The sequence below is a fragment of the Pseudonocardia broussonetiae genome, from assembly GCF_013155125.1.
In the GTDB taxonomy this organism is placed as follows: Bacteria; Actinomycetota; Actinomycetes; order Mycobacteriales; family Pseudonocardiaceae; genus Pseudonocardia; species Pseudonocardia broussonetiae.
The window spans coordinates 2,268,024-2,282,664 of the sequence record NZ_CP053564.1 but is presented as its reverse complement, the minus strand read 5'-3'; the positions used below and the strand labels follow the sequence as shown (position 1 = coordinate 2,282,664).

The 14,641-nt window shown below is 74.9% G+C and carries 14 protein-coding genes; all 14 read right to left on the bottom strand.

Going from position 1 to position 14,641, the window contains the following annotated elements; all coding sequences use genetic code 11:
- Positions 1 to 31: 31 nt before the first annotated feature.
- The 14 genes from HOP40_RS11295 to HOP40_RS11230 all read right to left on the bottom strand — a co-directional run bounded on the left by HOP40_RS11295 (position 32) and on the right by HOP40_RS11230 (position 14,393).
- Positions 32 to 613 (bottom strand): TlpA family protein disulfide reductase, encoded by a 582-nt coding sequence (locus HOP40_RS11295; RefSeq protein ID WP_172157464.1) that lies wholly within the window; start codon positions 611 to 613, stop codon positions 32 to 34.
- The gene (locus tag HOP40_RS11290) at positions 610 to 1,287 is read right to left on the bottom strand and encodes a histidine phosphatase family protein (protein ID WP_172157462.1); all 678 of its coding nucleotides are present in this window, start codon (positions 1,285 to 1,287) and stop codon (positions 610 to 612) included. Before HOP40_RS11290 ends, HOP40_RS11295 begins: the two co-directional genes overlap by 4 nt.
- Positions 1,284 to 2,603 carry a glutamate-1-semialdehyde 2,1-aminomutase gene (hemL, locus tag HOP40_RS11285; RefSeq protein ID WP_172157460.1) on the bottom strand — a complete coding sequence of 440 codons (1,320 nt, stop codon included), beginning with the start codon at positions 2,601 to 2,603 and terminating at the stop codon, positions 1,284 to 1,286. The genes HOP40_RS11290 and hemL overlap by 4 nt, the downstream gene beginning before the upstream one ends.
- A 43-nt stretch (positions 2,604 to 2,646) precedes the next feature.
- A complete protein-coding gene (locus HOP40_RS11280) occupies positions 2,647 to 3,387 on the bottom strand; it encodes a hypothetical protein (RefSeq protein WP_172157458.1) in 741 nt (246 codons plus the stop codon).
- A 65-nt stretch (positions 3,388 to 3,452) separates the two neighbouring features.
- Complete coding sequence (locus tag HOP40_RS11275) at positions 3,453 to 3,887, bottom strand: DUF4282 domain-containing protein (protein ID WP_172157456.1); 435 nt, start codon at positions 3,885 to 3,887, stop codon at positions 3,453 to 3,455.
- 100 nt (positions 3,888 to 3,987) lie between these two features.
- A complete protein-coding gene (gene hemB / locus HOP40_RS11270; protein WP_172157454.1) occupies positions 3,988 to 4,968 on the bottom strand; it encodes a porphobilinogen synthase in 981 nt (326 codons plus the stop codon).
- 141 nt (positions 4,969 to 5,109) lie between these two features.
- Complete coding sequence (locus tag HOP40_RS11265) at positions 5,110 to 6,648, bottom strand: bifunctional uroporphyrinogen-III C-methyltransferase/uroporphyrinogen-III synthase (RefSeq protein WP_172157452.1); 1,539 nt, start codon at positions 6,646 to 6,648, stop codon at positions 5,110 to 5,112.
- 19 nt (positions 6,649 to 6,667) lie between these two features.
- Positions 6,668 to 7,615 (bottom strand): hydroxymethylbilane synthase, encoded by a 948-nt coding sequence (hemC, locus tag HOP40_RS11260; RefSeq protein ID WP_172157450.1) that lies wholly within the window; start codon positions 7,613 to 7,615, stop codon positions 6,668 to 6,670.
- Entirely contained in the window at positions 7,615 to 8,967 is a 1,353-nt protein-coding gene (locus tag HOP40_RS11255) for a glutamyl-tRNA reductase (protein ID WP_172157448.1), read from the bottom strand. The genes hemC and HOP40_RS11255 overlap by 1 nt, the downstream gene beginning before the upstream one ends.
- Positions 8,964 to 9,767 carry a redox-sensing transcriptional repressor Rex gene (locus tag HOP40_RS11250; protein WP_205347156.1) on the bottom strand — a complete coding sequence of 268 codons (804 nt, stop codon included), beginning with the start codon at positions 9,765 to 9,767 and terminating at the stop codon, positions 8,964 to 8,966. The genes HOP40_RS11255 and HOP40_RS11250 overlap by 4 nt, the downstream gene beginning before the upstream one ends.
- A gap of 317 nt (positions 9,768 to 10,084) precedes the next feature.
- A complete protein-coding gene (locus tag HOP40_RS11245; RefSeq protein WP_172157444.1) occupies positions 10,085 to 10,750 on the bottom strand; it encodes a fasciclin domain-containing protein in 666 nt (221 codons plus the stop codon).
- A 184-nt stretch (positions 10,751 to 10,934) separates the two neighbouring features.
- Entirely contained in the window at positions 10,935 to 12,524 is a 1,590-nt protein-coding gene (locus HOP40_RS11240; RefSeq protein ID WP_420821799.1) for a molybdopterin-dependent oxidoreductase, read from the bottom strand.
- A 52-nt stretch (positions 12,525 to 12,576) separates the two neighbouring features.
- A complete protein-coding gene (locus HOP40_RS11235; protein ID WP_172157442.1) occupies positions 12,577 to 12,819 on the bottom strand; it encodes a glutaredoxin family protein in 243 nt (80 codons plus the stop codon).
- A gap of 5 nt (positions 12,820 to 12,824) precedes the next feature.
- Positions 12,825 to 14,393, bottom strand: a complete 1,569-nt coding sequence (locus HOP40_RS11230; protein WP_172157440.1) for an AMP-binding protein — start codon at positions 14,391 to 14,393, stop codon at positions 12,825 to 12,827.
- Positions 14,394 to 14,641: the final 248 nt, after the last annotated feature.

Here is a 14,641-nt window from a genome sequence, read left to right as displayed (position 1 = left end):
GGACGGCGCCGCAGGTGGGGTCGGCCCCGCGTCAGGCAGCGGGCTCGGCCACGAGCCGCTGGACGACCGGGATCAGCTCGGGGATCCGGATCTGCGTCAGGTACACCGCCGCGACCCGGTGCTGCTTGTCGAGCACGAGCGTCGACGGCGTGGTGTTGCGCGGGTAGCCCGACAGCTGCGCGAGCGTGCGCGCCGGGCTGTCGTAGATCGAGTCGAAGGTGAGGCCGCGGTCGCGCACGAAGTCGGCGGCGGCGTCGCGGGAGTCGCGGACGTCGAGCCCGAGCACCGCCACCCCCTCGACGGTGTCCTGCACGAACTGCAGGTCGGGCATCTCCTCGCGGCACGGCCCGCACCAGGAGCCCCACACGTTGAGGACGACGACCTGGCCCGCGTAGTCGTCGAGCCCGACCGTCCGCCCCGGGTCCATCAGGCTCTCGCCCTCGATGCCGCGGACGCTGCCGCGGTCGGCGGGCGGGTCGTAGAGGATCGTCGTCTGCCCGCCGGGGGCGACGAACGTGAACTCGCCGTCGTTCGCCACGGCGTCCTGGCTGGTGGAGCAGCCGGCCAGCGCCAGACTCAGCACCGCGACGACGGCGAGCGCGAGCGTCCTCATGCCCCGGTCTTCCGCGGGTCGCTCGGGCCGGCGGGCTCGGAGTAGCGCAGCTGCGCCAGCTCGGCGCCGTCGAACACCAGCGTCGTCAGCGACGCGAGCCCGCACTGGCGGCGGCGGGGGTCGTGCCACAGCCGCTGCCCGGTGACGAACCGGCGCAGCGTCCAGATCGGCAGCTGGTGCGACACGCACAGCACCTCGCGCCCGGGCGCCAGCTCGCGCGCCCGGTGCACCGCGGCGAGCATCCGGTGCGCGATCTGCAGGTACGGCTCGCCCCACGACGGCGTGAACGGGTCGCGCAGCTTGGGCCAGTGCCGCGGCTGGCGCAGGGCGCCGTCGCCGACCGCGACCTTGAGCCCCTCGAACTGGTTGCCCGCCTCGATCAGCCCCTCGTCGGTGCGGATCTCGAGCCCGTGCGCGGCGGCGATCGGCTCGGCGGTCTCCTGCGCGCGCTGCAGCGGCGAGGCGACGACGGCGCCCAGGTCGGCCCCGGCGAGGGCCTCCGCGACGAGCGCGGCCTGCCGGCGGCCGTTCTCCGAGAGCCGGAAGCCGGGGATGCGGCCGTAGAGGATGCCGTCGGGGTTGTGGACCTCGCCGTGGCGCAGGACGTGGACGACCGTCCTGGTCGTGGCCGGCCCGGTCGTCGCCGGTCCGGTCGTCGCGGGCCCGGTCGTCACTGCGCGGCCTCGGCGGGCGTGGTCGCGGTGGCGGCGGCCTGCGCGGCGGCGGGCAGGGCGGCCTCGATCCGGTCCCAGCACTCGTCGTCGAGCGCGGCGGAGACGAACCACGCCTCGTACGCGCTGGGCGGCGGGTACACCCCGGCGTCGAGCAGGGCGTGGAAGAAGGCCGGGAAGCGCCAGGTCGCGGCGGCCTGCGCGCCGGCGTAGTCGCGCACCTCGTCCTCGGAGAAGAACACCGACAGCATCGAGCCGGCGTACTGCACGCGGTGCGGCACGCCCGCGGCCGACAGGGCGTCGCCGAGCAGGGTGCCCAGGCGCTGGGCGTTGGCGTCCAGCGCGGCGTAGACGGCGGCGTCGGCGGTGCGCAGGGTCGCGAGCCCCGCCGCGACGGCCACGGGGTTCCCCGACAGCGTTCCCGCCTGGTACACCGGCCCGGCCGGCGCGAGGTGGGCCATGAGCTCGGCCGACCCGCCGAAGGCCGCGGCGGGCAGCCCCCCGGACATGACCTTGCCGAACGTGTAGAGGTCGCCCGCCACCCCGTCGAGCCCGAACCAGCCCGACGGCGAGACGCGGAAGCCGGTCATCACCTCGTCGACGACGAGCAGCGCGCCGTGGGCGTGGCAGACCTCGCGCAGCCCGGCGTTGAAGCCCTCCACCGGCGCGACCGCGCCCATGTTGCCCGCGGCCGCCTCGGTGATGACGCACGCGATCTCGTCGCCGCGCTCGGCGAACACCGCGCGCACGGCCGCGAGGTCGTTGTAGGGCAGGACGACGGTGTCGGCGGCCTGCGCGCCGGTGACGCCCGGGCTCGTCGGCAGCCCCAGCGTCGCGACGCCGGAGCCGGCCTGGGCCAGCAGCGCGTCGACGTGGCCGTGGTAGCAGCCGGCGAACTTGACGATCACCTTCCGCCCGGTGATGCCGCGGGCGAGCCGGATGGCGCTCATCGTCGCCTCGGTGCCGGAGTTGACCAGCCGCACCTGCTCCACCGGACCGACCCGCCCGATGATCGCCTCGGCGAGCTCGATCTCCGCGGGCGTCGGCGCGCCGAACGACAGGCCCTGGCCCGCGGCGCTGCGCACGGCGTCGACGACGGCCGGGTGCGCGTGCCCGAGGATCATCGGGCCCCACGAGCAGATGAGGTCGACGTAGCGGTTGTCGTCGGCGTCGGTGAGCCAGGGGCCCCGCGCCGAGGTCATGAACCGCGGCGTGCCACCGACCGAGGTGAACGCGCGGACCGGGGAGTTGACCCCGCCCGGGATCACGCTCGAGGCGCGGGTGAACAGGTCCTGGGACGACGTCGTGCGTGAGGCCACGGCCGCCAGTCTCACATCCGGCCGGCGGGGCCGCGCGAGGGCCTCAGCGGCGGGGCGCGGAGAACCAGGCGTTCGACGCGGGCAGGAAGAGGAGCACGACGCCGAGGACGGCGAGCACCACCGGCAGCAGCAGGATCGCCGCGCTCGCCGGGTCGGCGGCACCGCCGGTGAACGCCGCGAACAGCAGGAACAGGCTGAACCCGACCGTCATGACGGTGACGAGGACGCGCGCCCAGTTGCGGCCGGTGAACGCGACCACGGCGAACACGATGTAGACCAGCGAGAGCCCCACGAAGATGCCGCCGAACACCCGCACCAGGGAGAGCAGCGTCTCCACCGTCACACCGGCGGCGGCGAGGTCGGGGTTGTCGAGCACCTCGGGCGGGATCGTGGCGGAGTCGAGCGGGACCGCGAGCACGACGGCGCCGAACACCAGGAAGGGCAGCGCCGCGAGGATCTGCAGCACGAGCGCGAGCACGAGGATCCCCGGGCGGCGCGCGGGGGTGGCGGCCCGGTCGTCGAGGCCGGCCGGGTAGCCGCCGTAGGGCGACTGGCCGTACGGGGTCTGGCCGTAGGGCGTCTGGCCGTAGGGGTTGTACGGGTAGCCCTGCTGTCCCTGCTGGCCCGGGTAGGACTGCCCGGCCGGGGCCTGGCCCTCCGGGTACGGGTACTGCACGCCACCGTAGCCGGTGCCGTAGGCCTGCTGCCCGGGCTGCTGCTGCCCGGCGGCCGGGCGCGATCCCTTGTCCAGGTTCGGCCGGTCGTCCGGTTCGGGGTAGCTCACGGCGCCACCGTAGATCCCGGCCCGGGACGTGTCCACGTGGCCGTCCGGGCCGGGATCGGGGGCGGTCACCGACGGTTGTGGATGTCCTCCGACATGCGCACGACCGCGTAGTAGAACTCCAGCGACACGCGCAGCAGCGCGATCGCGAACAGCGCGAAGATGGCGCCGAAGATCAGGATGCCGATGCCGGCCGCCGCTCCGAGCGCGCTGAAACCGATCACCACGTACCCGAGCCAGCCGAGCACGATCAGCACGGTGCCGATGATGTAGAGGATCCGGATCAGGCCGGGCGTCGCGAAGCTGTCGAACGTGAAGTCGAACAGCGCCGAGAAGAAGCTCTTCTGCGCGGGCGAGCCGGACGGGCCGCCGGGGCCGGGGGGCGGGCCCCATCCGGCGGGCGGCTGCTGTCCGTAGCCACCGGGAGGCGGCGGGTAGGGCGGCTGCTGCCCGCCCTGCCACCCCTGGCCTCCGGGCTGACCGCCTGCGGGGTCGTAGCTCATCGTTCTCCTCGGTGCGCTGGCTCGGCGCTTCGCAGAAGCCCCGGTGATCACTGGCGGCGGCAGCCTACCCCGGTCACCGCCGGTCAGGACCCGTGGACGCTCAGCCGCGACCGAGTCGCAACGCCACCTCCGTGGCCCAGTAGGTGAGGACGACGTCGGCCCCCGCCCGGCGGATCGCGGTGAGCGTCTCGGTGATCGTCCGGTCGCGGTCGAGCCACCCGTTGGCGGCGGCCGCCTCCACCATCGCGTACTCCCCCGACACCTGGTACGCCGCCACCGGCACGTCGGCCTCCTCGGCCACCGCGCGCAGCACGTCGAGGTAGGACATCGCCGGCTTGACCATCACCATGTCCGCGCCCTCGTCGAGGTCGAGCGCGAGCTCGCGCAGCGCCTCGCGGACGTTTCCCGGGTCCTGCTGGTAGGTCTTGCGGTCGCCGCGGAGCTGCGAGTCGACGGCCTCGCGGAACGGCCCGTAGAACGCCGAGGCGTACTTCGCGGTGTAGGCCAGGATCCCGGTGTCGGCGTGGCCGGCCGCGTCGAGCGCGTCACGCAGGACGCCGACCTGGCCGTCCATCATGCCGCTGGGGCCGAGCAGGTGGGCCCCGGCGTCGGCCTGCGCCACCGCCATCTGCGCGTAGACCGCGAGGGTGGCGTCGTTGTCGACCCCGCCGTCGGCGTCGAGGACGCCGCAGTGGCCGTGGTCGGTGAACTCGTCGAGGCAGGTGTCGGCCATGAGCACCGACGCGTCCCCGATCTCGGCGCGGACGTCGCGCAGGGCCGCGTTGAGCACGCCGTCCGGGTCGACGCCCGCGGTGCCGGTGGCGTCGCGCACGGCCGGGACGCCGAACAGCATCAGCCCCCCGACGCCCGCCTCGACGGCCTCGACGCACGCCTTCCGCAGGGAGTCGCGGGTGTGCTGGACGACCCCCGGCATCGACGCGATCGGCACCGGCTCGCCGATCCCCTCCCGCACGAACAGCGGCAGCACGAGGTGCCGGGGCCGCAGGTCGGTCTCGGAGACGAGCCGCCGCAGGGCCGGGGTGGAGCGCAGGCGGCGGGGGCGGTGGGAGGGGAACGCCATGGGGCCAGCCTACGACCGGCCGTCGACCCGTCCCCGAACGGCAGGAAAGCCACGTTCCCGCAACGTCGTTGCGTGAACGTGGCTTTCCTGCAAGCGGGGGGCGACGGCAAGCCGGGGCGACCTGCAAGCCGGGGCGACGGGCTACCGCCGCCGCGCCTTCGCCTTCCGCGGGGGCGGCAGGGCCCCCTCCGCCCGCAGCCGCGCCGCGTGGGCGGCCAGGGCGTCGACCAGGGCCGGCACCCGCGCCTCGTCCGGCTGCACGTCGACCCGCAGGCCGAACTCGCGGGCCGTCTCGGCCGTCTGCGGGCCGATGCACGCCACGATGGTGCGGGCGTGCGGCTTGCCCGCGATCCCGACCAGGTTGCGCACCGTCGACGAGCTCGTGAAGCAGACGGCGTCGAACCCGCCGGTCTTGATCGCCTCACGGATCGGCGCGGGCGGCGGCGCCGCCCGGACGGTGCGGTACGCGGTGACGTCGTCGATCTCCCAGCCGCGGTCGCGCAGACCGGCGGCGAGGGTCTCGGTGGCGATGTCGGCGCGCGGCAGCAGGACCCGGTCGACCGGGTCGAGCACGTCGTCGTAGGGCGGGAAGATCCCGAGCAGGCCCTCGGACGAGGACTCCTGCGACTCCTCGATGTCGGGCACCAGCTCGGGCACGATGCCGAAGCTGCGCACCTTCTCCGCGGTGGCCGTGCCGACGCAGGCGATCTTGACGCCGGAGAACGCGCGGGCGTCGAGGCCGAACTCGGCGAACTTCTCCCACACCGCGCGCACCGCGTTGGTGGAGGTGAAGACGACCCACTGGTAGCGGCCGTCGACCAGGCCCTTGACGGCCCGCTCCATCTGCGTGGGCGACCGCGGCGGCTCGACGGCGATCGTCGGGACCTCCTCGGCGGAGGCGCCGTGCACGGCGAGGCGGTCGCTCATCGCGCCGGCCTGGTCCTTGGTGCGCGGCACGAGGACGCGCCACCCGTAGAGCGCGCGCGACTCCCACCACGACAGCTCCGCGCGCAGGCCGACCTCGTCGCCGACGGTGACGACGAGCGGACCCTCGAGGTCCGACGCGTCGGCCGCGAGCGTGGCCAGCGTGCCCTGCACGGTCCGCTGCGTGGTCTGCGACCCGCTCGCGGTGACCGCGACGGGCGTCTGCGCGGCGAGGCCGTGCTCGGTGAGCCCGCTCGCGATCTCCGCGAGGTGCGTCGGGCCGGCGTGCAGCACGAGGACCCCGGGCGCCACGGCGAGCTTGGCCCAGTCGACGCCCGCGCGGACGTCGGCCTCGATGTGCGCGGAGCCCAGCGGCACGCCCGCGTACGCCGGCACCGCGGTGCCCGAGGGCACCCCGGGGACGACGTCGAACGCCACCTCGGCGCCGGACACCGCGATGGCCTCGGCCACCACGGCGTCGACCGTCAGCGGGTCCCCGCTGACCAGCCGCGTCACGGTGCGCCCGGCGCGGGCCTCGGCGACCAGGTCGCGCGCGACGTCGGCGGGCTGGCCCACGGCCGGCCGCACCTCGGCGCCCTCGGCGACGAGGGCGAGGATCGCCTCCGGCACGTCCGGGTCGGTGATGATCAGCGGGGCGGACGCGATCGCGTCCCGCGCCCGCACGGTGAGCAGGCCGGGATCGCCGGGGCCGCTGCCCACGAAGGCGACCCGTCCGGTGGAAGGTGCTCGGTTCATCTGTTCTCTGAACTCCCGGTCAGCGGTTTCCCAGGGACAGCGAGCTGCCCCCCAAGTCGAGGAGCTCGGCGGCGAGTGCCGCTCCGAGCTTCTCGGCGACGTCCATGTCTCCGGTGATCGAGGCGCGGATGAGCGCCCCGTCCTCGGTGCCCACCACGGCGCGTAGTGAGATGCGGTCCAACACGTTGCCGTCGTCGTCGAGATCGGACACGACGTCGGCGAGCGCCCCGACGGGCGCGCTGCACCCTGCTTCGAGCGCCGCCAGCACCGCCCGCTCCGCGGAGACGGCGGCCCGGGTGAACGGGTCGTCGAGCGCGGAGGCGAGGGTGTCGGACAGCGCGGTGTCGTCGGCCGGGCACTCGACGGCGAGCGCCCCCTGCGCGGGGGCCGGCACCATCTGCACCGGGTCGAGCAGCTCGGAGGCCTCGTCGGCCCGGCCGAGCCTGCGCAGCCCGGCCGCCGCCACGACGACGGCGTCCAGCTCGCCGGAGCGCACCTTGCCGATGCGCGTGTCGACGTTGCCCCGGATGGGGACGACCTCCAGGCCCAGCCCGAGCGCGACGAGCTGCGCGGCGCGCCGCGGCGACCCGGTGCCCACGCGGGACCCGGGCGGCAGCTCGCCCAGCACCAGCCCGTCGCGGGCCACCAGTGCGTCGCGGGGGTCCTCCCGCGGCGGGACGGCGGCGAGCACGAGCCGGCGGTCGGGCGCGGTGGGCAGGTCCTTGTAGGAGTGCACCGCCACGTCGACCCGGCCGTCGACCAGCGCCTCGCGCAGCGACGACACGAACACCCCGACGCCCAGCTCCGCGACGGGCGCGGACGAGCGGTCGCCGGGCGAGCTGATCTCGACGAGCTCGCAGGTGTGGCCCTTCGCCCGCAGGCGGTCCGCGACGTGCCCGGACTGGGCGACGGCGAGCGCGCTGGGGCGGGTGCCGATCCTGATGGTGCGGGGGGTCTGCTCCGTCATCAGCGCTCCTCCGAACGGGCTTCGAGCGCGGCCAGCACGTCGCCGCTGCGGGCGATCGCGACGGCCGCGGGCGTCTGCGGGTCGAGCTCGAACAGCTCGCGCAGCGCCTCGGCGTAGCTGCTGCCGTCGGGTCCCTCGGCGAGCCGCTTGATCTGGACGGTCGGGGTGTGCAGCAGCTTGTCGACGACGCGGCGCACGCTACGGCCGAACTCCTCGCGCACGCGGTCGTCGAGGTCGGGCAGCTTGGCGTCGAGGCGCAGCAGCTCGGCGTCGATCACGTCGGACGCGCGGCGGCGCAGCGCGGTGACGGTCGGCGTGACCTCTGCGGAGCGCTGGGCGGCCAGGTAGGCCTGCGCCTCGGCCGCGACGAGCTCCTGCGCGGCGGCGACGGCGGCCCCGCGCTCACCGGTGGACAGGCGGGCCTGCAGGGCGATCAGGTCGACGACGGTGACGCCGGGCAGCGCGGCCACGCCGGCGTCGACGTCGCGGGGCAGGCCCAGGTCGCAGACCGCGAGCGGGCGCCCGGCCCGCCCGGCGACGGCCACGGCCACCACCGAGCGCTCGACGACGGTGCCGATCGCGCCGGTGCAGGCCAGCAGCAGGTCGGCCTCGGCGAGCTCGGCGGGGAGGGCGTCGAGCGTGCCGGCGCGGGCGGGCGTGCCGTGCTCGGCGGTGGTGGCGGCGAGGCGCTCGGCGCGCTCGACCGACCGGTTCAGCACGACGATCTCGGCGGCCCCGGCGCGGCGCAGGTGGGCCGCGGCGAGCGCGCCCATCGCCCCGGCGCCGACGAGGACGGCGCGGCGGCCCGCGAGGTCGCCGCCGAGCGCGGTGGCCGCGTCGGCCAGGGCCTCGGAGACGACCGAGGCGCCCGCGGTGTCGATGCCGGTGCGGGCGTGGACGCGCTTGCCGACCCGCAGCGCCTGCTGCGCGAGCTCGTGCAGCGCGCGCCCGACGGTGCCCGTCTCGTCGGCGGTGGCGTAGGCGGTGCGGAGCTGGCCCAGGATCTGGGCCTCGCCGACGACCATCGAGTCGAGCCCGGCCGACACCGCGAACAGGTGCTGCACGGCCGACCCGGCGTAGTGCACGTAGACGTGCTCGGTGAGCTCGGCCAGCGGCATCCCGGAGTGGCGCGAGAGCACGGCCGAGACGTCGGCGAGGCCGCCGTGGAACGCGTCGACGACCGCGTAGACCTCGATGCGGTTGCAGGTCGAGAGCATCATGACCTCGGAGACGTGCGCCGCGCGCACCATCTCGTCGAGGAGCTTGGGGACGTCGGGAACCGACACCGCGGCCCGCTCCAGCACCTCGACCGGCGCGCTGCGGTGCGACAGCCCGACCACCAGCACACTCATGCTCGTCCCTCCGACGTCGTCGTCCCGTCCACCAGGGGGAACGTGCGCACGCCGGTGGCGTGCCCGTTGCGCCCGCGACCGTGCGCGCCCGAGCCGTTGCCCCCGCCGCCGCGGGCGACGGGCGGGTGCTCGGCCACGTGCCGGCGGGCGACGTGGAAGGCCAGGACCTGCAGCTCGACGGCCAGGTCGACCTTGCGCACCTCGACCTCGTCGGGCACCTGCAGGACGACGGGTGCGAAGTTGAGGATGCAGCGCACCCCCGACTCCACGAGCAGGTCGCAGACCCCCTGGGCGGCGGGCCCGGGCGTCGCGATCATGCCGATCGTGACGCCCTGCGCCGCGCAGACCTCGGGGATCGCGCTCACGTGCTCGACGACGATGCCGTTGATGTGGATGCCGACCAGGTCGGGGTCGACGTCGAACAGCGCGGCGACGGGGAACCCGCGGCCGCCGAAGCCGTGGTAGCCCGCCAGGGCGTGGCCGAGGTTGCCCACGCCGACCAGCGCGACGGCCTGGCGGTGGTTGAGCCCGAGCACGCGCTCCAGCTGGTGCAGCAGCGCCCGCACCTCGTAGCCGACGCCGCGGATGCCGTAGGACCCGATGTAGGAGAGGTCCTTGCGCAGCTTCGCCGGGTTGACGCCGGTGACGGCGGCGAGCTCGTCGCTCGATACGGTCTCCGTGCCCTGCTCCGCGAGCTCACCGAGCATGCGCAGGTAGAGGGCGAGCCGGGCGACGCTGGCCTCCGGTATGGTCCGCGACCCGGCTCCACCGTCGGAGTCGGCCTGCGGCGGCACGGTCACGGGCGGATGCTCCTCGGGCGGTTGCGGGTGGGCTGCTCGTCGGGACCCGCGGACCGGATCTCCCGGGGGGTCTTGACGGCGACTGGACAACACGGTAGCCGCTTGTGAAGACCCGCACAAAGTTGCGATCTTGAACTCCGCCGTGCTCACACCGACCCGTCCGGGCGACGACCGGCCGTCGCGCCGCGAGCCCCGCTCGTCGGGCACCGGCAGGTCGCAGGGGGCGTCCCGCTGTTCGGGCCACGCCGTTCGCCGCAACGCCGCAGGGGCGGCCCCGGATCTCCGGGACCGCCCCTGCGGTGTGCTGCGAGCTGGGATCAGCTGGCGGGCATGAGGATCGTGTCGATCACGAACACCGTGGCGTTCGAGGTGGGCACGTTGCCGCACAGGTTGGTGGCGGCGGTGCCGTTGCCACCGTCGAACGTGGGGGCCTCGGCGGTGCCACCGATGGTGACGGTGCCACCCGAGAGGACGTCGACCGAGCCGGCGTCGACCAGGCCGGCGGCGTCGTAGCGGGTCGAGGAGACGTGGCCCTGCAGGATCGGGGCCAGCTGGTCGGGGTTGGCGACCAGGGTCTCGACGGTGCCCGCGGGCAGCGCCTCGAACGCACCGTTGTACGGCGCGAAGACGGTGAGCGCCGGGGCGGCGTTCAGGGTGTCGGCCAGGCCGGGCACGGCGCCGACGGCGGTGACCAGGGTGGACAGCAGCGGGTTGTTCGACGCGGCGGTGGCCACCGGGTCGTCGATCATGCCCTGGGCGGAACCCTCACCCTCGGTGGGGACCTGGTTGCAGGCCGGGCCGAAGATGTCGTCGATGGTGGTGACGCCGTCGCTGGCCGCAGCCGCCTCGGTGGTGGCAGCGGCGGAGGGGGCCGACGAGGCCGGAGCCTGGGCGGAAGGGGTCTCGGAGCTGCTGCACGCGCCCAGCGCCACGGTCAGGGCGGCCATGGCGCCGACGGCGGCCAGTCGCTGGATCTTTCGCACGGTGTGTCCTCCTCGAGCTCGACCCGGTCTGTCCGGGTCGCTACATCAGAACCTTCGGCATCGATCCAAAGGCGGTTCACTCACGGAAATAACGGTTCGGCAACGGCCGGGACCAGATCCGTGGGAAGTTCAGGTGGTCGGACCAGCGAGCGCCCGAACGGGCTAGAAGCATCGCCTCAACGGTCTAGGACACGGTGAAGATAGTGCTGGGCCATCCGGTGGCTCCGTCCGGGATGGGCATGGCGCGCTGCTCCGGCTGTGTAACGCCGTTCGCGTCGGTCGCGCGGGTGGTCACGGTGTGGCTGCCGGCCGCGAGCGGGAACTCGGCGCGCCACATCCGCCACGTGCGGGGGTTCACCTCGTCGGCCAGCTCGGCCTCCTGCCACGCCCCGCCGTCGACCCGCACCTCGACCCTGCTGATGCCGACCGGCTGGGACCACGCGATCCCCGCGACGGACACGGTGCCGGCGGGCACCCGCTCGAACGGGGCGGGCGAGTCGATCCGCGACTGCGTCTTGATCGGCGCGAACTTGCCCCAGCCGCGCTGCAGCCAGTAGCCCTGCGCGGCGTCGAACGTGGTGAGCTCGATGTCGGCGAGCCACTTGGTGGCCGACAGGAAGCCGTAGAGCCCGGGCACGACCAGGCGCACCGGGAAGCCGTGCTCCTGCGGCAGCGCCTCGCCGTTCATGCCGATCGCGATCAGCGCGCCGCGGCCGGGCTCCATGACGACGTCCGTGGGCGAGCCGGCGGTCCAGGCGTCGAGGCTGGTGCTGAAGAGCTGGTCGGCGCCGGGCTGCACACCCGCCTCGAGCAGGATGTCGCGGAGCTCGACCCCGATGAAGTTCGCGGTGGAGATGTAGGGGCCGCCGACCTCGTTGGACACGCACGTCATCGTCAGCGTGCGCTCCACGAGCGGGCGGGCCAGCAGGTCCTCGAACCGCAGCACGATCTCGTTGTCGACCATCCCGTGGATCCGGCACGACCAGTCGCTCGCGGTCTGCGACGGCAGCTGGAGCGCGGTGTCGACGCGGTAGAAGTCGGCGTTGGAGGTGACGAACGGGATCGAGCCGGAGTCGGGGAACGACGCCGTCGCGGGGATCGGCGGGGCGGTCTCGGTGAGCACGGCGCGCGCCAGCCGCGCGGTGACCTCGGCGCGGGAGTCGGCGACGCCGTTGCCCAGGAACTGGCCGCCGGCACCCGCGGCGAGCGCGCCGAGGCCGACCGCGGCCGACGAGCCCACGAGCACGCCGCGGCGCGAGACCTCCGGGCCGCCCGTGCGCGCCGGCGCGGAGGCGCGCAGCGCCAGGCGGTGCAGCAGGCGGAAGGCCGCGACGCCCGCGAGGAGCGAGGCGAGCGGCGCGAGCAGCCCCAGCGGGGCGAACGACGGCGCGAAGAACACCGCGAGGAAGCCCAGCACGCCCATCGCGACGACGACCGCGGTGCCGACGGCGGGCGAGCGGCGCGACAGCAGCCCGCCGACCGCGGCGAGCGCGAGGATGACGACGGCCATGCCGCCCAGCAGGACCGGCTTGTCGGCCGTGCCGAACGTGGTCTTCGCGAACTCGGTGAGCACCTGCGGGGAGAAGCGGATGACGGTGTCGCCGACGGCCAGGAACGGCGACGACGACGGCCCGACGAACGCGGCGACGAGGTGCCCGACGCCCAGCGCGAACCCGACGGCGAGCACCCCGATCAGCGCGGCGACCCCCCGGGGGATCGTCGCGGACGGTCGTGACTCGTGGGACTGCTCGGGCGCTGCCGCGGTGGTGCTCACAGCCCAGGGTTCGCCCCCCGGGCGCCACCCGGTTCATCCGGGTCGCCGATCGTCACCGATCGGTGACGAGCGCCTTCCGCAGCCGCGGCTCCTCGACGCGCCAGAAACCGTGCTCGCGGCCGTCGACGAGGATGACGGGCACGCGGTCGCCGTACTCGGCGCGCAGCTCCGGGTCGGAGTCGACGTCGACGGCCTCCCAGCCGACCGCCAGCTCGCCGCAGATCCGGGCCACGTCCGCCTCCGCCGTGACGCAGGTGGAGCAGCCGGTGCGGGTGTAGACGGTCACCCTGCTCACCGGGTTCACGACGGCACCTGCGCCAGCTGCCGGCGGGCGACCTTCCCGGTGGGCGTGCGCGGCAGGTCGTCGACGAACGCGATCACCGACGGCGTCTTGAACCGGGCCAGGCGCAGCGCGCAGTGCGCCCGCACCTCCTCCTCGGTGAGCGCGGAGCCCGCGGCCCGCACCAGCACGGCCTTGACGGCCTCGCCCGTGCGGTCGTCCGGCACCCCGACGACGGCGGCCTCGGCCACCCCGTCGAGCTCGGCGAGCACGCGCTCCACCTCGCGGGGGTAGACGTTGAACCCGTTGACGATGACCAGGTCCGAGGAGCGGTCGACGAGGTGCAGGTCGCCGTCGGCGTCGAGGAAGCCGACGTCGGCGGTGCGGAACCAGCCGTCCTCGTCGGGCCCGCCCTCCCCGTCGGGCCAGTACCCGGAGAACAGGTTCGGCCCGCGGACGGCGACGAGCCCGGTGTCGTGACCGGGGTCGGAGACCGCGTCGAGCTCCTCGTCGTCGTCGGGGTCCTCGGTGTCGATCGGGCGGCCCTCGGCGTCGACCAGGCGGAGCTCGACGCCGGGCAGCGCGCGGCCGACCGACCCGGCCTTGGCGACGCCGCCGACGCCGTTGGTCGTGAGCACCGGCCCGCCCTCGGTGAGCCCGTAGCCCTCGAAGATCCACAGCCCGGTGGCGTCGTGGAAGTCGGCCAGCCACCGCGCGGGCAGCGGCGCCCCGCCGGAGGTGCACATCCGGACGTTCGCGGTGGCCGCGCGCAGCCGGTCGGCGGGCAGGTCGAGCAGCGACCGGAACATCGACGGCACGCCGGCGACCCCGCTCACGCGCTGCGCGACGAGCACCTCGGCGGTGTGCTCGGGGTCCGAGCGCTCGGTGAGCACCGCGGTGGCCCCGGCCCAGCACACCTGCAGGAACCCGGCGGCGAGCCCGAACACGTGGAACAGGGGCAGGGAGAGCAGCACGCGGTCGACCGTGGTGACGGGCGCGGGGCGCAGCTCGGCGGCCTGCGCGCGGTTGGCCAGCAGGGCCCGGTGGGAGAGCCGGACGCCGCGGGGCGTGCCCGTCGTGCCCGACGTGTAGACGAGCAGAGCGATGTCCTCGCCGCCGCCACCGTGCGTGACGGCGGCGCCGTCCGCGACACGCGAGGTGAGGTCGGGCGGCCCGATCAGGGTGGCCCCGGCGGCGGCCGCGCAGCTCGCCGCGTCGGTGTCGCCGGGACCGGCCACGACGACCGCCGGGGCGCAGTCGGAGAAGACGATGTCGAGCTCGCGGGGCACCGCGATCGGGCCCATCGGCACGGCCGTGGCGCCGGCCCGCAGCGCGCCGAGCACGGCGACGCAGAACGGGGCGCCGTTGGCCAGCCGCACCACCACGCGGTCGCCGTGGCCGACACCGGCCCCGACCAGCCGGGCCGCCTCGGCCGCGGTGGCGGCGTCGAGGTCCGCCCAGGTCAGGGTCGTGCCGCCGGTCACATCGATGATCGCCGGGTGATCGGGACCGGCTCCGGCGGCGCGCGTCACGAGATCGGCGAGGTGCCGGGGCCCACCCGGTCCCTGCGGCCTGGTCGGACTGTCCACGGTGCTCCTGGGTGCGCTCGGCGGGACGACGCGGTGGCGCGGGCGCCGGGTCGGGCACCCGTGCGTCGAGTCTGGCACGGGGCCGACGGGCCGCGGACGCGCGTCGCGCGACGCGCGGGAGAGCCGCGGAACGACCGCTGCGAGTCCGGATCGTGACGTTGACCGCGCGTAACCGTCCGCTCACCGGAACAGGACCACGGCAAGTGGATGCTGCGTGCTTCGACACATCCGTTCGCCCGTATGCTCCG

What these genes read in the sequence shown, in the direction of transcription:
- hemC (WP_172157450.1), bottom strand. Translation starts at nt 7,615, where the DNA reads ATGACGGAGCAGACCCCCCGCACCATCAGGATCGGCACCCGCCCCAGC.
- HOP40_RS11265 (WP_172157452.1), bottom strand. Translation starts at nt 6,648, where the DNA reads ATGAACCGAGCACCTTCCACCGGACGGGTCGCCTTCGTGGGCAGCGGC.
- HOP40_RS11295 (WP_172157464.1), bottom strand. Translation starts at nt 613, where the DNA reads ATGAGGACGCTCGCGCTCGCCGTCGTCGCGGTGCTGAGTCTGGCGCTG.
- hemB (WP_172157454.1), bottom strand. Translation starts at nt 4,968, where the DNA reads ATGGCGTTCCCCTCCCACCGCCCCCGCCGCCTGCGCTCCACCCCGGCC.
- HOP40_RS11275 (WP_172157456.1), bottom strand. Translation starts at nt 3,887, where the DNA reads ATGAGCTACGACCCCGCAGGCGGTCAGCCCGGAGGCCAGGGGTGGCAG.
- HOP40_RS11255 (WP_172157448.1), bottom strand. Translation starts at nt 8,967, where the DNA reads ATGAGTGTGCTGGTGGTCGGGCTGTCGCACCGCAGCGCGCCGGTCGAG.